At 41.5% G+C, this 22,428-nt stretch carries 23 protein-coding genes; 21 read left to right on the top strand and 2 right to left on the bottom strand.

What is annotated here, in order from left to right; translation table 11 throughout:
* Positions 1-122 precede the first annotated feature (122 nt).
* Complete coding sequence (locus WC788_07385; GenBank protein MFA6097420.1) at positions 123-1,466, top strand: radical SAM protein; 1,344 nt, start codon at positions 123-125, stop codon at positions 1,464-1,466.
* A 94-nt stretch (positions 1,467-1,560) separates the two neighbouring features.
* Here WC788_07385 and WC788_07380 read toward each other — a convergent pair whose 3' ends face one another.
* Positions 1,561-1,965: a hypothetical protein gene (locus WC788_07380; GenBank protein MFA6097419.1), complete on the bottom strand. Its 405-nt coding sequence runs from the start codon at positions 1,963-1,965 to the stop codon at positions 1,561-1,563.
* Positions 1,966-2,319: 354 nt separating this feature from the next.
* Here WC788_07380 and WC788_07375 point away from each other — a divergent pair, with 354 nt between their 5' ends.
* From WC788_07375 to WC788_07325, 11 genes are all read left to right on the top strand, one after another.
* Positions 2,320-2,931 (top strand): hypothetical protein, encoded by a 612-nt coding sequence (locus WC788_07375; GenBank protein ID MFA6097418.1) that lies wholly within the window; start codon positions 2,320-2,322, stop codon positions 2,929-2,931.
* A 297-nt stretch (positions 2,932-3,228) separates the two neighbouring features.
* Positions 3,229-3,540 carry a hypothetical protein gene (locus tag WC788_07370; protein ID MFA6097417.1) on the top strand — a complete coding sequence of 104 codons (312 nt, stop codon included), beginning with the start codon at positions 3,229-3,231 and terminating at the stop codon, positions 3,538-3,540.
* Positions 3,541-3,599: 59 nt separating this feature from the next.
* The gene (locus WC788_07365; protein ID MFA6097416.1) at positions 3,600-5,549 is read left to right on the top strand and encodes a hypothetical protein; all 1,950 of its coding nucleotides are present in this window, start codon (positions 3,600-3,602) and stop codon (positions 5,547-5,549) included.
* 746 nt (positions 5,550-6,295) lie between these two features.
* Positions 6,296-6,622 carry a hypothetical protein gene (locus WC788_07360; GenBank protein MFA6097415.1) on the top strand — a complete coding sequence of 109 codons (327 nt, stop codon included), beginning with the start codon at positions 6,296-6,298 and terminating at the stop codon, positions 6,620-6,622.
* Between the two features lie 5 nt (positions 6,623-6,627).
* Positions 6,628-7,761, top strand: coding sequence for a HigA family addiction module antitoxin (locus WC788_07355; protein ID MFA6097414.1), 1,134 nt, complete (start codon positions 6,628-6,630; stop codon positions 7,759-7,761).
* Between the two features lie 85 nt (positions 7,762-7,846).
* Complete coding sequence (locus WC788_07350; GenBank protein MFA6097413.1) at positions 7,847-8,644, top strand: DUF4145 domain-containing protein; 798 nt, start codon at positions 7,847-7,849, stop codon at positions 8,642-8,644.
* A gap of 16 nt (positions 8,645-8,660) precedes the next feature.
* The gene (locus WC788_07345; protein ID MFA6097412.1) at positions 8,661-9,317 is read left to right on the top strand and encodes a hypothetical protein; all 657 of its coding nucleotides are present in this window, start codon (positions 8,661-8,663) and stop codon (positions 9,315-9,317) included.
* A gap of 195 nt (positions 9,318-9,512) precedes the next feature.
* On the top strand, positions 9,513-10,307 hold the full coding sequence (locus tag WC788_07340; protein MFA6097411.1) for a methyltransferase domain-containing protein: 795 nt from the start codon (positions 9,513-9,515) through the stop codon (positions 10,305-10,307).
* Between the two features lie 86 nt (positions 10,308-10,393).
* Complete coding sequence (locus WC788_07335) at positions 10,394-10,864, top strand: hypothetical protein (protein MFA6097410.1); 471 nt, start codon at positions 10,394-10,396, stop codon at positions 10,862-10,864.
* Between the two features lie 385 nt (positions 10,865-11,249).
* Complete coding sequence (locus WC788_07330; GenBank protein MFA6097409.1) at positions 11,250-11,528, top strand: hypothetical protein; 279 nt, start codon at positions 11,250-11,252, stop codon at positions 11,526-11,528.
* Between the two features lie 21 nt (positions 11,529-11,549).
* A complete protein-coding gene (locus WC788_07325) occupies positions 11,550-11,792 on the top strand; it encodes a hypothetical protein (protein MFA6097408.1) in 243 nt (80 codons plus the stop codon).
* 120 nt (positions 11,793-11,912) lie between these two features.
* On the opposite strand, the gene WC788_07320 is transcribed toward WC788_07325, so the two are convergent.
* The gene (locus WC788_07320) at positions 11,913-13,043 is read right to left on the bottom strand and encodes a DDE-type integrase/transposase/recombinase (GenBank protein MFA6097407.1); all 1,131 of its coding nucleotides are present in this window, start codon (positions 13,041-13,043) and stop codon (positions 11,913-11,915) included.
* 185 nt (positions 13,044-13,228) lie between these two features.
* Between WC788_07320 and WC788_07315 the strand changes: the two genes are divergently transcribed.
* From WC788_07315 to WC788_07275, 9 genes are all read left to right on the top strand, one after another.
* Positions 13,229-13,840: a hypothetical protein gene (locus WC788_07315; GenBank protein ID MFA6097406.1), complete on the top strand. Its 612-nt coding sequence runs from the start codon at positions 13,229-13,231 to the stop codon at positions 13,838-13,840.
* A 329-nt stretch (positions 13,841-14,169) separates the two neighbouring features.
* Positions 14,170-14,568: a hypothetical protein gene (locus WC788_07310; GenBank protein ID MFA6097405.1), complete on the top strand. Its 399-nt coding sequence runs from the start codon at positions 14,170-14,172 to the stop codon at positions 14,566-14,568.
* Positions 14,569-14,801: 233 nt separating this feature from the next.
* The gene (locus WC788_07305) at positions 14,802-16,250 is read left to right on the top strand and encodes a saccharopine dehydrogenase NADP-binding domain-containing protein (GenBank protein ID MFA6097404.1); all 1,449 of its coding nucleotides are present in this window, start codon (positions 14,802-14,804) and stop codon (positions 16,248-16,250) included.
* A gap of 180 nt (positions 16,251-16,430) precedes the next feature.
* On the top strand, positions 16,431-17,150 hold the full coding sequence (locus WC788_07300) for an ABC transporter ATP-binding protein (GenBank protein MFA6097403.1): 720 nt from the start codon (positions 16,431-16,433) through the stop codon (positions 17,148-17,150).
* 121 nt (positions 17,151-17,271) lie between these two features.
* A complete protein-coding gene (locus WC788_07295) occupies positions 17,272-18,954 on the top strand; it encodes a hypothetical protein (GenBank protein MFA6097402.1) in 1,683 nt (560 codons plus the stop codon).
* Between the two features lie 758 nt (positions 18,955-19,712).
* The gene (locus WC788_07290; protein ID MFA6097401.1) at positions 19,713-20,279 is read left to right on the top strand and encodes a GNAT family protein; all 567 of its coding nucleotides are present in this window, start codon (positions 19,713-19,715) and stop codon (positions 20,277-20,279) included.
* Positions 20,280-20,743: 464 nt separating this feature from the next.
* The gene (locus WC788_07285; protein ID MFA6097400.1) at positions 20,744-21,070 is read left to right on the top strand and encodes a hypothetical protein; all 327 of its coding nucleotides are present in this window, start codon (positions 20,744-20,746) and stop codon (positions 21,068-21,070) included.
* A 141-nt stretch (positions 21,071-21,211) separates the two neighbouring features.
* Positions 21,212-21,532, top strand: a complete 321-nt coding sequence (locus WC788_07280; protein ID MFA6097399.1) for a hypothetical protein — start codon at positions 21,212-21,214, stop codon at positions 21,530-21,532.
* Positions 21,533-21,690: 158 nt separating this feature from the next.
* Entirely contained in the window at positions 21,691-22,056 is a 366-nt protein-coding gene (locus tag WC788_07275; protein MFA6097398.1) for a diacylglycerol kinase family protein, read from the top strand.
* The last annotated feature ends 372 nt before the right edge of the window (positions 22,057-22,428 follow it).

Raw genomic sequence — 22,428 nt, 5'->3', positions numbered from 1 at the left:
GAAATTATTTTATTCCGTTTTGGTCGTTTGTGCAGGTTTATTTAATATTTGTATATATTGCAATACAAATAATTATGTGTTATACAAAACATGGTTCTTTTAAAACCAGGAGAGGATAAAAAATGCAAGACATAAAATTTTCAAGATTCAATGCATGGACATTGAAAGATAACAATGAACTTGTGCTGTATAATTCAATGACAGGGGCGTTGATTTTGTTTGAAAATCCGGAATCAGACGAAATTTCAATTGCTTTACAAAATAATCAGGCATTATCCATACCGGAAGATATAAAAAATATTTTGCTTGAAGATGGCTTTATTGTTGAAAGCGGAATTGACGAATTGACAAAAATAAATGATTTGGTTATAAAACGGCAGAGTTTGATTGATGAATATTATTTTTCGATCATGCTGAATTCAGACTGTAATTTCAAGTGTTTTTATTGTTTCGAATCGCATTCCGGAGAATATCTGAACGATACAGTCTCGCAAAAAATTGAATTGATGATGAATAAAATCTCCAAAACTGCAAAAAAAATATCCATAGACTGGTACGGAGGAGAGCCGCTTCTATCATTCGATAAACTGCGCGATTTGAACGGCAAATTCATGGAAATATGCAAGGAGGATAATGTCCAATACCGCACATCAATTACGACCAACGGCTATCTGCTGACTCCATCAGTGATCGAATATTTAAAAACCATACCGCTTTCTCATCTGCAAATTACGCTCGATGGTCCGGCTGAAACTCATGATGTATGCCGGCCGTTGAAAAATGGAAAGCCGACATTTGATTCAATTTTGGAGAACATAAAAATGGCGGTCGATCAGAAAATTGAAGTGATGATCAGGGTTAACATGACAAAAATAAACATCGATCTGATATCGAAATTATATAAGGCCATTGAAACGCATGGCTTAAAAAATCGAGTTCAGATCATGTTGCGGCCGGTTGTTTCATCATCATCAAATCCATGCGAAGCGCATTGTCTGCCCGAAGATGTTTTGGCTGGCAGAGCGGCGGATATTTATAAGCAAGCGGCTGAAGATGGCTGGATCGTTTTTCCCAACGTCGATAAACTTCAGTGCATGGGTTTTTGCCATGCTGAATTCCCGGGAAGATTCATAATAGACACACGCGGAAATCTTTATAGATGCGGAGAACTGTTCACTCCGGAGGAGGCGATTGGCAATATATCCGAAAATGGCGAGCTGGTCCTGGATCAGGATAGATCGAAGCAGTTTATAGAAAAAAACCCTCTTAATTTTCCGGAGTGTAAAGATTGCAACATTATGCCGATATGCATGGGCGGATGCAATTTGAAAAGATTCCGGAAGGGAATAAATTGCTGTGATGAGTTCAAGTATGTCTTGCCTAAATTTCTGGAAGTGCTAGTATTAAACCAAAATAGCATTGATAAAAATGCTATTTGCGGAGGTGATATGCATGAAAAGAATTAGAAAAGCGTTAAAGACAGGAGTTGCAATGCCCGATAGCTCAACAAGCAAATGCTGCAGAGGCAGATAAATGAAAATTATGATCAGTGATTATAAATTATGTCGCTGATTTTTTTTTATCGATCATAATCGCAACTTGGGTCAGATGCTCGACGGTTTTTTCCAATTTATCCATATATCTGCCATGTTTGCCTTTTAGAAGTTTGCTTTTTTCGAGAACTGATTTTTCACAAAAGATATCGAGATCCCACAGAAGAAGATGCATTAATTCATGAACTATGACCTCTTCCTCGTCCAAGAACGGATCCTTGGTCAGAAACAATATCGCAGTCTTTTTCTTGGGATTAACTTTTATATCTCCGCTTTGCCTGTAGTCTTTTCTCGTAAAGTCCACAAATTCCAAAGATAGTCTCCAGTCGTTCAAAATAAGATTCTTCCGCCATTTCTCAAGCAATGTGTTAAGTTTTTTTGGGCAGAAGCCTTTCTTTTCGTGATTTTGCATAATTTTGATCTGATTTGTTATATGTCCCTATCTTATCATATAAACGGAATCACACAAAAAGAGACAAATATTTCCAACATCAGAGCTTTCAAGAAAGAATTCTTGGAATTAGTTTTCCAGGCATTACAAAGAGATCAAGGGAGTCCTTCGCAATGCTAATTTTATTTCGGCGATATAACGGAGCATCTGCAGCGCCTGTTTGTTGTTGACTTTTAGTTAAACATCGGCTATTATGTCATGTCGTGTTCTTTATTCAAGGGCTATTTGGTGCGCGAAAGTCACGTCAAGTTTGGCTTGTCGTCAGTTTTGTGCCTCAAATTCGGATATCGGGGCCATTGCAATGGAGGAAAAAATATGTCAGAAAAAAAGGACATGGGTCCTAATTTTGAACTCGCAAGAGAGAGAGAAGTCAAAGATGGAAATTCCGGACTTCCGCAGGGTGCCATAAAATGCACAGACGCAAAGATCAATGAATTGCTGCAAAAAATGCATATTGAAGAAATCCGTTTTTATAATGATACGAATCAATGTATCAACGGCGGATTGTTCGCTTTGAAAGGCTATGAAGCTGAAGAAAGCGACATTGGAAATCAAATATTCAACGGACAGCTTGGCCCTGAAGTTGAAGGGTATCGCTGGTATCGCGGCCTGGCGATCAGAGCTGGAGGCGCAGGGAGAGTGTTCATTTTTGCCGGTGCGATGCAACCGTGGCGCGAAGGAGGTTCTCCGGATTACATTGTCTATTCAAGAGGCCATTTATCCAGGGAAGAGATCTGTAAAGTTGTGAGCGCATACTGCTCCGGGATCTTGTCTTACATAGCGAAACAGCGATTTGAGATGAAGAAGCGAATGGCTAAATTTGAAGCCCATGAAGCGTATAAAAAGGCAAAGGAAAAGGGCGCAAATAATATGGATGCATTAAATGTCTATAACAAGGCATACGATGCGGCCATGAATAAAAAATAAGTCATCAAGGGAAGTACCACAAGGTTCTTCCTCTTTTTTAAATATCTGACCCCTTTTTATTTCCGGCTCGAAATTAGAATCAGATCTCAGAATAAAAAAATGAACTTTTTCAAGGCCATTATTTTAATTAATTTTGATTCCTTGGGACATCAGGGACAGTGTCTGGGATTGGTTTTTGCGTCTGGAAAACATACGCCTATTTGTCATGGCGATTAGGCATTTGAGAGATTTGTGGTATAATAAATAAGGTCATTTGATGTTGCGCAAAAATTTTCAAAAACCTTAATCATTAAAAAAATGAACAAAAAAATAATCATTCCGGTGGCTATTGTCTTCGTGGTGGCAGTTTTGGGCGGAGGCTATTTTTATTGGAGCCAGAAGAGTCAAAACCAAAAACCAAAAGTCGTCGAGACGCCCGTCGCTGACGAATCAAAAAAAACTGACGATGTAAAAAAAGAAGATGCGACAACAGACGAGGTAATAACGGATAGCGCCACAAAGGGGACTCTTCCCAGCATCCAGACGAATCCGCTTGAAGAAAAACCGGACCTGAATCCGGTCGACAAGACCAACCCATATAAAGACATCAAGACCAACCCTTTTAAATAAGGCATCTTTGATTCAAGTATCGTTTAAAAATATTTTCACTTTTTTCTCATTTCAAAATTATGAAAACAAAAATTTTAACCGTCCTGTTTGTAATGTCATTCGCGGCGTGGGGAACGCTTTCATACGTGAAGAGCGTGTTTGGAGAAGGAGTTGATGATGCGAATATCAAATATCCGATAACGGAGCTGGGCGGCTGTGCGGATAAGGCGGCGTGCGCCACTTTTTGCGACAAGCCGGCCAATATGACGTCGTGCCTGGATTATGCCGAAAAGAGCAACATGATGTCGAAAGAAGAAGTTAATGTTGCAAAAAATTTCATTGCGGCGGGAAGCGAAGGTCCGGGCGGATGTAAATCGAAAGAGTCCTGCGAAAGCTATTGCGACGACATCAGCCGCATTGACGAATGCGTGTCCTTTGCGGAAAAAAATAATCTGATGCCGCCGGATGAACTTGCACAGGCAAAAAAGATCCAGGCTGCTATCGCCCAGGGCGTGAAACCTCCCTCTTGCGGAAGCAAGAAACAGTGCGATGACTATTGCGAGCAGCCGGATCATATGGAGGAGTGCATCAATTTCGCAGCGCAGGCGGGATTCATGAATGAAAAGGAAAAAGCCGATGCCCAGAAAATGCTTGCGGCGGTCAAAAAGGGAGCGATACCGCCGCCATGCAAAGGAAAGGAAGCCTGCGATGAGTATTGCAGCGCTCCGGCTAATCTGGAAACCTGCACGAATTTTGCCATTGCGGCCGGATTTATGAGCGATGAGGAGCAGGGGCAGGCGCAAAAAATGCTTCAAGCCGTGAAGAAAGGAGTGAATCCGCCGAAATGCCGGGGAAAAGAAGAGTGCGACGCATATTGCGGACAAGACGAGCATTTTGAAGAATGTCTTAATTTCGCCGAAGCCGCAGGCATGATGTCCTCAGATGATGCGGTCATGGCCAGAAAGACCAAAGGCAAGGGGCCTGGAGGGTGCAAGGGAAAAGAAGAGTGCGAAGCGTTCTGCCAGGATCCCGGCAACCAGGAAACGTGTTTCAACTTTGCCAAGGATAATGGACTCATATCCGAAGAAGATATGAAAAAGATGGAAGAAGGAAAGCAGCAAATGCAGCAAGCCTTTCAACAAATGCCGCAGGAAATGCTTGAATGCCTCAACACAGAACTTGGAGCCGATGTCGTGGAAAAGTTAAAGGCGGGAACGGCGATGCTTTCAAAAGATATAGGAGACAAAATGGGTCTTTGCGGCCAGAAAATGGGGCCTCAGCAAGGAGAAGCCGGAATTATGCAGCCGGGACAGACAGGTCCGGGCGGATGCACGAGCCAGGAAGAGTGCAAGACGTATTGCGAATCCCATCCGGATGAATGCCAACAATTTCAGCCGGGTCCGGGAACCGTAAATCCGGGTGATCAAATGATGCCTCTGCCATCAGGACCGGGAGGTTGCAAGTCGCCGGAGGAATGCCAGACTTATTGCACAAATAATCCTGCGGAATGCCAGAATTTTGCACCGGCGCAGCCTCAGCAGCAGCTGCCGCCGCTTCCCGCAGATTCACAGCAACCATCTTATCCGACAGGCGAGGGCGAAAATCTTCCGATAGCACCAACCGGTCCGGGAGGATGTTCAAGTCCGGAAGAGTGTCAGGTCTACTGCACAAATAATCCCAGCGCTTGTCAGAATTTTGCGCCGCCGCCACCGCCCGCTTCGTCCACTGCCCCTGCACCAGACTCCCAAACGTTTCCCTCTGGCGGATCAGGTCCTTATCCCGAAGGCGGAACTCAGCCTCCGCCCGGTACTGCTCCGACATATGACCAGCCTATAAATTATACAGCTCCGCAGCAACCGGAAGGATACACTCAGCCTTTGGATAATTCTCAGCCGCCTGCAGATGGCCAATTTATGCCGCTTCCTCCGCCTCCTCCTCCCTCAGAGACGCTTCCGGTGCTAGGTTATAATGCGATCTATATGTTGCTGTCAGGAGTTCCCAGGGCGGTGTTCTCGCTATTCTTCAAATGAAATTATTAATTAGCCGCATATTTTTTGGCCTTAATGACCAGTGGACGTCGCTTCCGTAATACGACCTCGGAAAACATCAACCCATCGGAAAGATCCGATGGGTTTTGCTTTTTTTTAGACCCCCACTTAATCTCCCCCTTAACTAAGGGGGAGTACGAGGGGGTTCGTTCGTTTGAGGGCTGAATATTTTCAGCCCATATTTATGTTGGTTCAATGTCTCTGACTTGAACCAAATATTTCTTAGAATTTCATGGTTCAGGTGCCCAGACCTGAACCAATCCAAGTACTTGGAGCCTTTTAATCTCCTTGAATGAAGCGACTGACTTTTCCAGCCTAGGCTGGAAAATTAGGATTTCTTGCGGACATATGTTCGTCATTGCGACGTGGGCCAATATGGATATATCGCTATCTTAATATTATTGCTATAGCAAAAATTTTAAGATAGAAGGGTGGGGATGTGTTTTTATATTTTGAGAGTTCAAGACTGACCAAGGAATATGGAATGTTGCAGTTTTCTCGATATTGGGATAGAATGACGGCAGAAATGGCTGAGAGTACGCTTAAAGCTTCAATGAAAAGCTTTTTTTATATTAGGGCGAGATAGTACTTCTATATAGTTGCGTTTATGTGTGACTCAAATTTCGAAAATATTCGACAAGAATCTGAATTCTCTTGCCAACTATATATAGAAATGATACACTTGTCATGTGTATAAAAACTTTACAGGTTTTAAAATATGTGCTAATATGGAAATATATTGGAAAAGCAATAAAATTTTTAAAAAAGCCACAAAATTAGCCTCGAGCGACATAAAGGCGGCAAAAAAAATGACAAATATAAAGGCGGCGAAAGATTATAACGACCTAGTTTTTGAATGTAATGGAAGAGCACATTTTTTAAAAGGAAAAGACGAGGGATGTTTTGCTCTAGATGTTACAGATAAATATAATCCCAAACGATATCGATGTAAACCTTTTGGGGATTGTGAGGTTGACCCAGGTGGTAATTACAAAAAAGAAACCATTACGAAGTTGATCATAGTGGATATTATAAATGATTATCACAAAAAATAAAAAATATGACCCAAGAAAAAAATGATTTTATGATTCAAGGATGGGAATCTCCAGTCGCAATTCATCCAGGTGAGTTTTTGAAGGACATGTTAGATGAGTGTTCGATTACGCAACTTGAGCTTGCACAAAGAACTGACATTTCAAAAAAGATTATCAATGACATTGTACAGGGGAAAAATCCTATCACACTTGCGACTGCTTTTAAGCTAAGCAAAGTTTTTGACTTGTCTGTTGAATATTGGATTAATCTTCAAAATTTATACGATAGTGATAAGGCAAGGCTTGAGGAGGCTAAGAGGATTGAGGGCGAAGTTAATAAATATATCTTTTCTTTTAAGGAAACATATAAGGAACTTACAAAATACAATCTAGTCGATAATCTTATGTGGACTAAGACGAATTTTGCGTCTATTATATTAGAATTGCAGAGATATTTTGGAGTTGATTCTTTGGGTTTAAATAAATTCATTCTCAAAGCTGCATTTAGGAAGTATAGTCGTAACAATATAAATCATTTTTCTCTGGCGGCATGGTTAAGATTGGGTCAGATAGAGGCAAAAAAAACGACAGTAAAAGTATTTGATAGAAAAATACTTCAGGATAACTTAGAAAATATCAGATCATTGTCTATGAAAACGCCAGAGGAATATCTTCCAGAAATTAAAAATATTCTAGCGGAGGCTGGAATCGTGGTTGTTTATGCTCCGTATTTTAAAAATACTTATGCTCAAGGTGCTACTGAATGGATAGATAGGGATAAGGCATATATTATTTTGAAAACTACGAAACAAGGAGAAGATAAATTCTGGTTTAATCTTTTCCATGAAATGGGACATATTCTAAAGAACCATAGTAAGAAGGAGATATTCATTAATTTTGATAATGGTGATGAGAGCGATATTGAAAAAGAAGCAAATGATTTTGCGCAGGATAAATTAATCCCTGACTATAAAGAGCTAATAGTAAATTATACTGACCTTAGAACGGCTATCGAGTCAATCGCCAAGCAACAGAAAATTTCGCAATCGATAGTTGCTGGTAGGATCGCTTATGAAAATAAAAATTATCAGCATGCTTGGAAGCTAACAAACGGTTTTATAGGGAAAATTGATTTTACAAGTATAAACACAAAAGCGTAGTAAACAATTGCTCAAGGGAGATATATTGGACCGTGTTATTTCTTAAAGATGCATATATTCAATTACTTTTTTTAAATGTAAAATTATGTTAACAGATGAATTGCTCGATAAATATATTTTGGAACATTACACCGATGTTTCTAATGACTTTGATGATAATGATCATCTGACTGGTTTTTGCGGCCAATGTAAAAAAACTGTCGGTTTTCAAATTATTGAGCGCCAAGTTGCAATGTGCAATGCAAGGCACACGCCGTATAGATCAACCTATACAAGTGATTTTATCCCGCCATATTCAATATATTTTCGTTGTCCAAGTTGCAAGCTTTTTAAGATTTGGATTGTTTTCGAAAGAAGGATGAATGAGGAAAAACTTATAGGCGATGAAAAGGAAATACGTTCAGTGCGGCACATTTTCAGGGTAACTTCCTTGCCTAACGAAGGAACGCAGGACATTCCTGAGTTGCCAGAAAATCCTGTGTCATTAAGAAAGGCGTATATAGAGGCAATTAGATGCATGGATGCAAATTGTTTTCTTGCCTCAGCTGCTATGTTTAGAAGAGCATTGCAAATTATAACTAGGGATATTTTAGGTGCAAAACCTGCTAATTTAGCAAATGAAATTAAGTCACTTATAGGTACTAAGAATAAACTCGGAATAACACTAACGAATGATTTCTCCGAAAATAGTTACATTATCAAGGAATGTGGCAATCAAGGGGCTCATCCTGATGTCGATCCCGACTTATTAGATTTCGCACCAGAGGATTCTCGCAATCTTTACAATATCTTTCTCGAAATAGTCAGTGATCTTTTTGTTGCGCCTGTCGCTGCGAAAAAGGCAAAAGAAGACTTGCTGAGTAAGAGAAAATTAATAAATTAATCAGAAGTTATTTCAAATGACGTTAATTTTGACTGCATTATGTAAAGATGGAATATGTATTTGTGCCGACAAAATAAGTCAAACATGGAGAAATGGGGTATTGATAAAAACTGAAGACAATCTAAATAAAATATATAGATTTAAAAGTATTCCATTAGTTATATTTAATCATGGGATTAATAAGTTTGATAATAAGTCATGGGACATGCTTTGCTGTGAATATGAGAAAACAGGTCATTGGAAAGACAAGACCTTAGAACAGATAAGTTGTAATTTTAAGATTTTTATTGAAGGAACTGTCGTCCACCAGCTCGTGAGTAATTTACAATGTATGCCAAATACGGAAAGTATTAAAATATCAGCATTTGTATTGTGTGGAAAGGATAATTTCAGTAATAATTTCGAGTTTTATGAATTATGCTGGGATCCTGATTTTAAATTTAATTGTTGGAAGGATAAAAGGATAATCGGTTCTGGAGAGGGTTATGAAAAATACTTAAAGAAATATTTGATATATAATGCAAAATTATTCTCAGTAGAATTTTGGGCTTGCATAAACACAAAACGTGCGAAGGAAGAGCTTAAGAAGCTATTTTTTATTGCAAAAAAGAGTCGAGATAAAGTCGGCGGTGATGAATTTTCTGACAATCATGACATCGAATGCATCACTTAAAATAATTTATTCTTTATTTTCTTTGTGAATAAAATCTACTCTTTTCTAAAGATAAGTAGATTTTTTTGTGTGTATATATAATTTGCTTAACGTGAATTGACAAATCTATCGTATAAGCTAGAATTAAAAGCTTGGTTGAATAATCTAAAATCAAGCAGGAATGATCATGAATCACAAAAATAGGAGGTAATGAGTTTGATCGATACATTAACAGAACAGAGAGAATATTGGAACAGGAATGAGAACACCGAAGAATATGAAAAGAACAATTTCAGCATTTTCAGCGATACAAAAGCCAGAAGGCACATTCTTTCGCGCCTCGACATGGTCCTCAAGGATCCCCATTCCATAGTCGCAGATCTGGGATGCGGTCCGGGGCACATCCTTCCATATTTATCGGAAAGATGCAGCGTCGTGGTCAAGATCGACTATGCGGAAAATATGCTGAAGGAGGCACAGAAGCGGAATTCGAATTTGACGAATATCGTGTATCGCGTGGGCGACATGCGAAAACTGAATGAATGGTATGGCAAATTCGATGTGGTTGTCGCGACGAATTCAATTCTGCCCGGTTCCATTTTGGAAGCGGACGCGATGATCAAAGAGATCTATCGGTCGCTGAAAGACGGCGGAGAATTTGTGGCTGTCATGGCTTCGATCGAAACTTCGAACTATCTGGCAAGATTGCAATTTGAGAGATTGATAGGCGAGGGACTGTCTGAAGCTGAAGCTGTCGAAAAGATCCGAAAGGAATATGAGGAAGTGAAGAAATTCGATGGCATTTTCGGATTCATGAGGGATGGGCCGGATAATCTGGTTCAGAAGTATTTCTATAGAGATGAAATTATGTTCATGATGAGGAAGGCCGGATTCAAGCTGAAGTCGATCGGGAAAGTGCGATATAGCTGGGAACATTGCAGAAAATATGGCTACGACTATTTTCCGGATCATGACGAAATTTATGACTGGCTGGTCATGGCAATCAAATAACAAGGGGCAACGCCTCTTTTTTTATAGCATTCTTGACCTTTCGCGCGTTTTGTCGTAACCTATCGATAAAAGCAGGAGGTAGAATAATGGCAAAAATTATGTTGGCGGTCATTTTGGCTGCTCTGGTGATAATTGCACTTACTGTCCCAATAACTCCTGAAGCAAGGAGCTGGGACCATGCGAAAACTTCTTTCACCATAGGCTCATTGGAAAACTATCTGAATTCATATCCTGATGGAGCTCATGCGGAAAAAGCGAGATCGAATATAGAGAACTTGAAACAGGTTAAGAACCTGACTCTCATAAAGTATGAAGGCAGATATTATGGAAATGTCGCGAATGAAGTTTCTTTGATAAATGATGCCGGGGAAATAATGTCGCTGCATTACAGTGATGATGTGGCTATAATAAATAAGGCCGGAAAGCGAAAGTGGTTGAGTGATCTTGAGACTTATGATGCTCTTGAAGGGTATTATGTGGTTTTACCGGATGGAGCATTTTTGGCACAATCGGCCCAGCTCGAGGAGAGATGGGGCAAAGCCAGTTGCGGCTGCTGATAAATGTTTGAGCGATGACGGAAATAAATAACAAGGGGCAAAGCCTCTTTTTTTATATCTTAATTTTCTAGCCATAGCAATTATTTTAAGATAGCGCTAGACCGAAAGGGATTCCTCGGCTCCGCTCGGAATGACAAAAAACAATTTGCGAACTTCTACGTTGGTTCAAATCTCCGAATTTGAACCAAGCAATTCTAGGCTTGATCAGAATATATGGTTCAGGTGCAGAGACCTGAACCAACATGGGGGTTTAAGTTCTTATCCATGGCGATTGACATTATGATATCTATCTGTTATAATGGCAAGTCCGTCATATTTTGAATATGCGGCAATTGATCTCTTCGGAGATATAAGTTTATTGAAAATATAAAGAGAGGTTGAGAAAATGAGTAAAAAAAGCGTATTGTGGGTTAAGAAGAAAAATCTTACCGAGGAAGCCATTAAGGCTTTGAAAGAAGTCCTGGGAGAAATCGAATTATTTCAGCTGAGTGATCTGGAAGGAGATATTTTATCACAGGCTGATAAATTTGTCTCTGCTGATGTTATTGCTTTTCAGAAAGGTTCCTTGCCACCCGAGCTGGAAAGTGATTGTCTGGGAAGGCCACATATCATACATGAGATCGACGAAAATTTCAATTTCACCAGATGGACATTGCCGAAATGAGGTTCGAGCAGGAGGTCTAATATGTTCAGAAAGAAATATTACAAAGAAACAAAAAAATGTACGATACATAAAGGCGGATATGGACGCTCATTGGCCAAAATTATGGAAATGTTCAGGGAGGCTAAAAGCGATTTTCCGGAGCTTAAGGAAGAGGATGTCGAGGTTATCGATATTGTCGGTCCGACGGACGGCAGATTGATAGGCATCAGGTTCGATGTAAAAAAGGAAAAAGTCCCAATTTCATACGAAAGGCATTCCGGATAAAATACAAGAGGAGAAATCCTCTTTTTTTCAATTGTAGGTTACGTTATGTTGCAAGTCAGCAAAATGTCCAGATTAATTATGCAGCAAAATGTCCGAAAGGGAAGGGCCGTTAATGATTAATTAATCTTTTGAGATCGTAGGCAGTTCGCAGATAAAATCGCTATTATGCCAAACCCTGACCGACTTATCAGGGTTGATGTTCAGATCAACGGAGCAGGCAACCATGCATTTATCCTTGGGAATCGTATAGATCGATCCTGCATAGCTGAACTGATTGCATTTATCAACTTTTCTGGTATCCTTGAAGCAGAAGATATCGTCGAGATTCTTCTCTTTGGAGAGCGGTTTGAATCCTTTGGGACTGAACCGCTCTTTCGGCGTTTGATGCGTGGTGCGATTGATATGTCTGGAATTGTACCACTCGACCCATTCCTTGAATTTCTTGTTGATAAGCCATAATGGCAGCTCATCGGAATCAAGATCATCAATGAATCTTTCTTGAATGAATCTGAATAATCTTTCTATTTTTCCTTTCCCTTGCGGCTGATAGGGTTTATGCGTAACATGGACAATCCCGACATCCCTGCAAGCTCTGGTAATATCGGTTTCATATTCGCTTTGATTATGAATTTGCCATGCGCTTTTGTTGTGTCTGATAACCTTGAAGAAGCTGGCATTATCAGTGTAAAGAAGCTTGAAAGAGCCATATCTCTCAACCACTCTTCTGATCAAGGCCATATTATTGGCTGCAGAATCATGCCTGGTAAATTGATGATCAAGAATGTATCTGGAATGATCATCCAATAAAAGTATCAAGCAAAGTTTCCTCTCTCCCAGCCAATAACCCCAAGTAGTGTCCATCTGTACGATATCTCCGGATTCTTCAGCTTCAAACCGTTCCCTCGCAGTTCGGTTAACATTTCTGAGATTGAACATTCCTGCTGTTCTTAGGATCCTCCAAACCGTGGATTGGGATATCTTGATAGCAAACCGATCTGAAGCGATCTCGGATATCCATTGGCAATTGTGATGAGGATAGTCTTTCTTCTGTTCTATTATGAATTGCCGTATATCTTCCCCGTATCTATTCCATGCCTCTCTTTTGGTTTGACCGAAGATCTTATTCTTTAAAATCCTTCTTGCGTGTCGATCGGTTATGTTCAGATGAGCTGCGACAAAATCGATTCCGACTTGGCCGTTCTCATAATAGGGCGTGAGCATTTCCAAATTCTTAAGCTGTTCAAAGTTCATATGCATTCCTTTCTGGCCCTTTCTCCGGACCGGCTTATTCTATACCAAGCGGACATTTAGCTGAATAGTTATGAGGACATTATAGCTGAATGATTACATACGTTATTGACATAATGCTAAAAATGTGCTATTATGCGCAGTCGGGTTATTTGATCCCGCGAATTTCACTTTGGAGGTAGGAAAATATGGAAAACATAGACATTTTCAGATTGGGAGAACTCAGCAGAGAAATTAAAACACAGCTTGAGAAATTAGGAATCATTGTTGTGGACGAGAGTCTTTATACGAACGACCAGATGTTGCCGGGTTCCGTGATCGCCGTTCTTACGTGCTATCTGCCCGGCAAGGCATTGATCTTTGCCGTATCTATCGGGACGTGGAAAGCCATGAAATTTACGATCACAGGCGAGTTGAAGGGGGGAATGGAAGAAGCGATAAAGGACGGATCTCCCGGGCCTTTTCCGAAGGCAATGAGGACTTTCACGGAAGTAGAGATCTTTGAAGGCTGCGAGTTTAGTATCAATGACTATATCAGCAATATGGTCAAAGAGGGTGAACAGATCAAAAGGGGAATGTTATTCTTCAAGAATTTCATTCTAAACTATGCAGATGCCATTCAAATGATATTCACAAAAAGATCGCGTCTTTGGGTGGTTCCTGTAAACAGCAATGAGTTTTTTAAAATAAGCTTGCAGGAGGGGATGGATGCCGCTTTTGACCATTTTGAGGGGATCATAATCTCAAAATGTCCTGAAGGATTTTTCCCGTTTCAAGAAACCGATTTAATGAGTGCTTGAGGATATAATTCCAAAAGCCTCTTTTTTTATTCTTTTTTCGAGGGACCCTTCACTTCGACTATGCTCAGTGTATACTTAGGCTCAGGGTGACATCCTTGGTCGTCTGGAAGGTTTTGGCGAAGAGCAGGTGTGCAAACTTGAACCAATGCAGATATATATGACTGATTTTTCTAGCCTAGGCTAGAAAATTAGGATTTATATTTGTATCGGAAAAGCTTTATTTGAATGTGTGTCATTGACTTTTCGTATGATTTACCCTAATATATCATGGCAATGTAAAAAATATACGAAATTATGTCGGTATATCGAAAAAGGAGAGGATGAATTTGATGATCACAATTGTAGGATCGATCGTAGTTCTTGTTTTGGCGGCCAGAGCGCAGCTGTTTTTGAAAGAACGGGAAGCGTTCGAGAAAAAGATCAGGGAAAAGGCAAGGGAAGTGGAACAGAAGATCAGATCGGAAAACAAAGATCAACGGCGGATCGAATCCAAGAAGCCTATGGAGGTGCGCATTGCGGCATTCCTGCGAAAAAGCGAAGGCGTGCGCTTCACGGAGGAGGAATTACGGGGGAGGATAATTCGCGATCACCGCGACAGGGTAAATTTTTATCTTGCACTGATGGCGGTAACATACTATCAAAGACGCAACGGATATGGCATGGAGGCGGACTATTCAAAAAGTAAAAATGGCGTAATGTTATATTATTACGAAAAACCGAAAGAATAAACATATTCAAATGAACTCAGGCTCCGGCTTGAGTATTTTTTTATCCGGAGATGCCGGAGGCGATGTGCATAGAACTATGTTGTGATCTGTGCGTGGCGATCATATTGAATTTATGAATAACCCGATATTTTTGAGCATTTGCTTTCTATAAGTATTCATATTGCGTTGATTTTGTGATACAATCAAAATCGGAATAGCATAACGTTTGTAAAATTATTTTTTAAAATAAAAAAATGAAAACAAAATTCGATCATAAAATTTTGATCATCGGCTATGGTTCGGTTTCGCAGTGCACTCTTCCGGTGATCCTGGACAAGATCGATGTTCCGATGAAAAAAATCACGATAATGGATTTTGAAGACAAGACAAAGGCTCTGAAAAAATTTACGGATCAAGGAATAACATTTGTGCGGGAAAAGATCACTCCTGAAAATCTGGGACAAGTGCTGTCAAAATATGTCGATAACGGGGGCTTGATCATTGATCTTGCGTGGAACATAGGCGCCAATGACATCATCGGATGGTGCCATGATCATAACGTGCTTTATATAAACACATCCGTGGAAATTTGGGACCCCGTGGCCGGCATGTTCACCAAAAGCCCATTTGAGAAATCTCTATATTGGAGGCAGATGAAATTGCGGGACCTTTCGAAGGATTGGAAAGACGCAACGACCGCCGTGATCGAACATGGCGCGAACCCGGGGCTCATTTCCCACTTCGTGAAACAGGGACTTCTGGATATCGCAGCGCGTGTCATCGCTGAAAAGAAATATTCCGTGAAGGACGCGGAAGAACTGAGTGATTTCGCGGAGAAAAAAGATTTTGCGAGGCTTTCGAAAAAACTTGGCGTCAAGGTGATCCATTGCAGCGAGCGCGATACGCAGATCACGAACAGGCCGAAAGAGGTCAATGAATTTGTAGGCACCTGGAGCATTGAGGGACTCAGAGAGGAGGGAACGGCTCCCGCCGAAATGGGGTGGGGCACACATGAGAAAAAGCTTCCCGCGCTGGCGCATGAGCCGCCCTATGGTCCAAAAAATCAGATCTTTCTTGCCCAGATGGGGGTCAATACGTGGGTTAGGTCATGGCTTCCCGACGAAGAAATTGTCGGCATGGCGATCCGCCATGGAGAGGCATTCGGACTGTCGGACTCCCTGACTGTTTGGGAAGATGGCGTGGCGGTCTATCGTCCTACCGTGCACTATGCATATATGCCGTGCCACGAAACGCTTTCATCGCTTTGCGAGCTCAGGGGAAGGAATTATGATCTCCAGAGCAAGGTCAGGATCATGGGAGACGAGATCACTTCCGGCGCGGACACCTTGGGAGCGCTCATCATGGGGCATCCATATAATTCATGGTGGACTGGCAGTTCATTGGATATTGAAGATGCAAGAATCTTGGCTCCGGGGCAGAACGCAACCACTCTCCAGGTGGCGGCGGGCATCATCGGTGCCGTGCTGTGGATGATCGAAAATCCGAAAGAAGGCATCTGTTCGCCGGATGATCTTCCTCATGATTTCGTGCTGGATTTCGCAAAGCCCTATCTTGGAAAATTCATTTCCGTCGCATCGGATTGGACGCCGCTCAAGAACCGCAAGATATTTTTCAAAGAAAATCCTGCGTCAAAACCGAATCCCGATCCGTGGCAATTCGAAAATTATCTTTTTATCGATTAATTGATAATATTTCAGTTCCGGCTGCAAAGGTCTTTGTCATGAAATATCCGGGCAGTTAACGATGTTTGTCATTGATCTTGTCGCGGGTGTATAATATCATTAGCTTAAGCTTAATCGCGTCGAACGTCGGAGTAATAATGTAAATAACGTATGCTGTATTTGTGACGATAATAAAATCATATGTTAAAAGTAAACAAATTATCAAAGCATTTCGGCAGCAATAAGGCGGTCGATAATGTCAGCTTCGAAGTAAAGAGCGGAGAGATATTTTCGCTGATCGGTCCGAACAGCTCCGGAAAGACGACGATCATCAAGACGATCGCGGGGCTTCTGCAGCCGACGGCGGGGGATATCCGGATCGCAAATTTTGATGTCGCAAAAAATCCCGAGGAAGCGAAGGCGCTGGTCGGATATATTCCAGATGAACCTTCTATATGGCCCTATATGACAGGCGAAGAATTTTTGTTTTTCACCGAGGCTTTGTTCGGTGTGGACGAAAAGTTCCGCCTGGAAAGCATGCCGAAATTGCTCGGTGAGTTCAATCTGTCGGGGCTGGAAAAGCAGTATTTCGAGGATTATTCGCGTGGCAACAAGCAGAAATTCAGCATTATCGCAGCTATGTCGCACAAGCCCAAACTGCTTCTGATCGACGAACCGATCGTTGGTCTCGATCCGACAAGCGCGGAGCGTGCAAAAAAAATGTTCGTGGAGTTCGCAAAGCTTGGGGGTGCGGTGCTTCTTGTGACCCATACGCTGCCTGTTGCCGAGGATATCTCGCATCGCATCGGATTTCTGAAAAAAGGCGCATTGATGGCCGTCGGGACTTTGGCTGAACTTCGGCAGAGGTCGGGACTCAGCCAGGATGCGCCACTGGAAGATGTTTATAGGAAATTGGCATAGCGTCTCAGGAAAATTTCTAATTTCTAATTTTTAATTTCTATTGAATGAATAAATAATTTAATTTTTAAACATTCGAGATTCATTCATTATCAGAAATTGCAAAATCATATATCATAGATCTATGCTGAAACTATTTCTAAAATTAGAACTGGGAAAAGGAGCTAAGTATTTCAGAACAAAGCGATTGGCCAAATCGATCACGGGCTCGCTGTTTCTGCTGGTCTTTCTGCTTATTTTCATCGGTATCTATTTGTTCTTTGCCGCCGGTTTCAATTATATCAATTCCAATGTCGAACAAGTTCTGAGGTTGCCCATAACTTTGTTTATTTATGAGATATTTCTGGCGGTTCTTGCGGGCATAATCGTGTTCAGCTGTACGATCTCAAGCATTTTCAGTTTGTTCCGGGGCGCAAACGACGATTGGATCATAAGCTCGCCCGCATTCAGAATGTTCCCGAAATTGGTTTTCACGCGGAGCTTGATGATTTCGGCTTGGCCGTTCTTTGTCGCTTTTTTGCCGGCCGTTCTTGCATTATATAGAGTATACAACTTGAGCATATTGAGCCTGTTTTTCATATTCTTGTCGTTCGCTATTCTTCTGATCCTGCTCAATGCCGCGACATTGGCTGTGATCATAACGATCAGCTTTGCCTATCTCAGGATTTCCGGGATTATCGGCTGGATACGATTCGGCTTCAGGGGGTTGATCGCGGTGCTGCTCATTTTGATCGCAGCAACGGCTTCGCTGGTCTGGAGAGTTTCCGGGAATACCGATCTCGTAAAATTGTTCAGAGCGGACGAAGCAAGCGCAGTCGCCGATATCGGAAGCATAAGCAGCCATTTCTATTTTTTGCCTACCCATCCTTTCGCACTGGAGATCATAAATTGGCAGAATAACCATCCGTGGGATGCTACAGCCGATTTTCTGACGATCTCGTTCATTGCCGCGCTCTTTGTTCTTGCTCTGTGGCGCATATCCGGCCTGTTCTATCCCGCATGGCTGAAATTGCAGGAGGGAGCCTTCCGTGAAACCAGAACCCAAGGCGTTTCGCCTTTCGGCGGGATGACCTTCCGCTTCAAAGGCGGAAGTATTGCGGCGTTATTCAAAAAAGAGGCACTGGTGTCGATGAGAAATCCGAGAGGCATACTGTGGTTCCTTTTTCTCTCGTTCATCTGGCTGTCGCAGCTTGGCGCGAATACGATCCTTAGCAGTACTATCCAGAGGCATCAGACTGACATGGGCCAGAAGCTGGCCGTGATCCAGGCGCTGCAGTTCATCGTTGCCATATATTTCATCTGCTCATTCACGCTAAGATTCGTGTTTCCCGCGTTTAGCGTCGAGAAAAGAACGGCATGGATCTTGGCGAGCGCTCCACTCAGTTTTAAAAGGATATATTTCGGCAAATATCTGTTCTATATGCTGTTTTTTGCGCTGGTTGGCATTGTTATGAGTTTTATCAATGTGAGCATTCTAAATTTGCCTTTTGCCCATGCGGCATATTCGATGCTTCTTTTCATCTCTGTTGTGATCTTTATTATCACTCTGGGATTGTCCCTGGGGGCGATCTTCCCGAACTTTGAAACAGACGATCCGGAAGTCATAAGCACGAGCATACCCGGATTATTTTTTACCGCATTGTCATTGATCTTTGGCGCAATGGGTGATTGGGTCCTTTATATTTCCGTAGTCAGCGGGAACATGAATAATCTGCTGTTGTTTGTGATGGCGACCTTCGTTCTGATCGCGATAATATTGGTAAAAACTCCAAGCTGGGCGGGCAACCGCATATTTTCAGAAGTATAGAAACGGCCTGAATATGGCAAATAACGACTTTTTTTGGCGGAATTTTGCCTTGAAGGTATTGACAAGAAATATTTTGTATGCTATACTTTAGATCTTCGTAGGATAACGAGTTTAAAACGTTACATGATCTGAGCCATGGCCGTGCGCCATCGGGACCGGATCTGAGATCAAGTGTCATATTTTATCTAGTCTTTTGCATAAAAAAACGGTTAAGATTGTCTCTTTCTTCATGGAATACGATCACAACCGTTTTTTTGTAATATAAAGCATATAGATTGATGTAAAAGAACTTACGTACATGAATATTAAGGGAATCATTTACATCAACTTCTATGTTTTACGGACTGATACAAATTGCACGCGGATAAAGCATATAGATTGATGTAAAAGAAATACAAAATATTTACTTAAAAGATTCATTTACATCGATCTCTGTGTTTTACGGACAGATACAAATTGCATATGGATAAAGCATATAGATTGATGTAAAAGAACTTACGTAAATTGATATTAAGGGAATCATTTACATCAACTTGTATGCTTTTGGATCACAATAAAGATCGCGGAATATATAGCATAAAAATTGGTGTAAAAGAAATACAAACATTATTTTAGAGATTCATTTACATCAACTTCTATACTTTATACCGCAATCGGTAGATTTGACCCGAGATAGGGCCGTTGTTGACTTATCTTTGGTGTTTGTTATAATTTTCCGTTAAGTCGCAAAACGGCTTAATTCAAAAATGGAGGTCAAAATGCTGAAAGGAAAGAAAGTTCTTTTAAGGCCTGTGAAAAGATCCGATATCGATCATTTTCTTAAGTGGTTCAACGATCAGGAGGTAATCCGATATCTGTCGATGTATCTGCCGATGACCGAGATCGGCGAAGAAAATTGGATCGAAGAAATATCAACCAGCAAAGATTCGGTATTTTTCGTTATTGAGGCGATCGGGAATAATCGTCAGAGAAAGACGATAGGATGCTGCGGTTTGCATAATTTGAATGCGAAAGACCAATGCGCCGAATTCGGGATCGCGATCGGCGAAAGAACATACTGGGATTGCGGATTTGGAACGCAAGCTGCACGGTTGCTTCTCGACTATGGTTTCATGGAGCTGAATCTGCACAGAGTATCATCGGGTGTATGTGACTACAATGAAAGAAGCATTGCAATGCACGAGAGGGCCGGCTTTGTTTATGAAGGAATCAGCCGGGAGGCAATATACAAGAACGGAAGATTCTGGGATAGGATAAACTTCGGAATGCTGAAAGTTGACTGGGAGATTATAAGGAAAAAGGAAAATTCAAAGAAGCCTGCGTAATGAACGCCAGGCTATTTTATTTACAAGCTTGCTTCAGGATCTTCGTTACATTTCGTAAGAGCGATATAGTAAGGCTATAACGAAATAAAACGAAGATTCCGGATCCCTCCAGAGGCGGGCAGGCCCATCCGTCTCCGCCGTCTGGCGGATACGGCGAGGCAGGCCCGTCCTTCGCTAAAGCTACGTCGAGGCAAGCAAGTCCGGAATGACAAACAGGCAGAGATAATCAATTAAGACAGATGAGAAATTACATCAAAAAACCAAGACACACATAGGACGAATTCCAACCAGCTATCTTTACTAAAGTCGCAGGCATAGCCTGCCAAACAGATACCCCCGGTGTTAAGCCAGGGGTATGTTCATTTGAAAATACAGCTTTTTGATCTGATCTTGACACTTCTGCGGGCAGAGATCTGAAGCTGACAGGAGAAAATGCCGGTGCTGACTGCGAGAAACTGGGTAGGATGATCCGCGATCGTGTAAACAATGAAAAGCTTGCGCTTACTGATGTTTTCAGGTCCGAAGCGATGAAGCTTGGAAAGAAATCCGATGTTTTGCTGCTCGCTCTTTCGGCTGCTCCGAGCGGATGTCTCAGTGAGGCGGTTATCATGATCTATGTCGCTTTCAGGCTTAAGCCCGGAAATCTGAAATATCAGATAAGAGAATGTATGTTGGGCGCAAATATACAATGGGATGGCCTGGCGTATGCAAAGATGAATATCGCCGAAGACCTTCTCGGAATGAAGCGGGATTCATTATACTCGTTCGTTCGATATGGCATTGATATATAAAGGTAGAAATACCTTTTTTTCATTTATACGAAATTATCCGCCTTTAATATTTTGACAAAATCCGTGGATCTGATACGTTTATGTCAACAAAACAGTTAAATCGCTCGTCGAAAGACTATTTAACAAAAGGAGGAAAAGAACATGAAATATACAGCGAGAATCGTCTTTTGCCACAATGACGAACACGATGATAATCTGTGGTGCGAGGTCTATGACGTAAAGGTCAATGCCGAAAGTCCGGAGCAGGCGGTCGAGATCGCCGAGAAAGAAGTGGCGATGAGGACCGCAAGCTTTACAAATCCCGCTTCGAACGACCTTGTCAGTGTGACCGATGAGGAAAAAGGCCGAATATATGTTATGTCGGGAGATAAATTGACGATACTTTCGCCCGCCGATCATCACAAATTGCCGACGGAATTTTCCGTGAATGGCCAAAGCTTCCATGTGATCGACAAAAGATAAAAAGTTTCACGGTTCGGTGATAATATATCGGCCGAATCCGCATAACGCTGCCTTAAACGATAGGCAGAGTTTTTTTATCTAGCGTTGACTCTTGGCGCGTATTGTGCTACAATGTCATGTTCTATAAATGATATCATTTATAGGCAGGAGGAGTTCTTATAAAACCAAAAACATCATTTATAGCGAACTTAGGATTCGCGTTTCAGGGTATAATATATTCATTCAAAGAGCGGAATATCCGCATTCATTATTTTGCCGCAATTTGTACCATTATTATGGGATTTATCCTTGATCTCTCCCGGGGCGAATGGAATGATCTGGTCACGATAATTGTTGTAGTGATCGCATATGAGATGGTAAATACTTCAATAGAGACCATCGTGGACATGATCTGTCCGGATCATAACAAGTATGCGGGACTGTCCAAGGATCTTGCCGCAGGAGCTGTGCTCGTGCCGGCGATCGGAGCCGTTATCATTGGATGGAATATATTTTTACCTAAAATCATGGCTCTGTATTTCTAAAATACATCCATTCTTTTCCAAGCTTATGGACGATGGTGTGCGCAGGTTTGGAAAAGTCCCTAATGAGTTCATTAGAGATAAAAATATACGTGCCTTGCAAATATGCTTTTTGGATATCGGATGGCGGCGCGGAGAGCCTCTCTGTATCCGGTGCGGCGAAGCGCCGGAGTTACTAATAGGTTAATTTGGTAAAAAAATGTAAAGTTTTATCATATATTAAGAAAGAAGAAATCAAAAAAAAATAATTGTGAATCACCCTGTGAGTCCTGCTGGACATCACAGGGCGTCTGGTGGTAATTTACAGCTCAAAGAGCCTTAACTGTTTTATGTCATCTTTTCTTCCTTGCTTTTCTATATATCTCTCTATTACTT

It is taken from the genome of Candidatus Paceibacterota bacterium, from assembly GCA_041661265.1.
GTDB lineage: Bacteria > Patescibacteriota > Minisyncoccia > JAHIHE01 > JAGLIN01 > JBAZUT01.
This window is presented reverse-complemented; position numbering and strand designations above follow the sequence as displayed.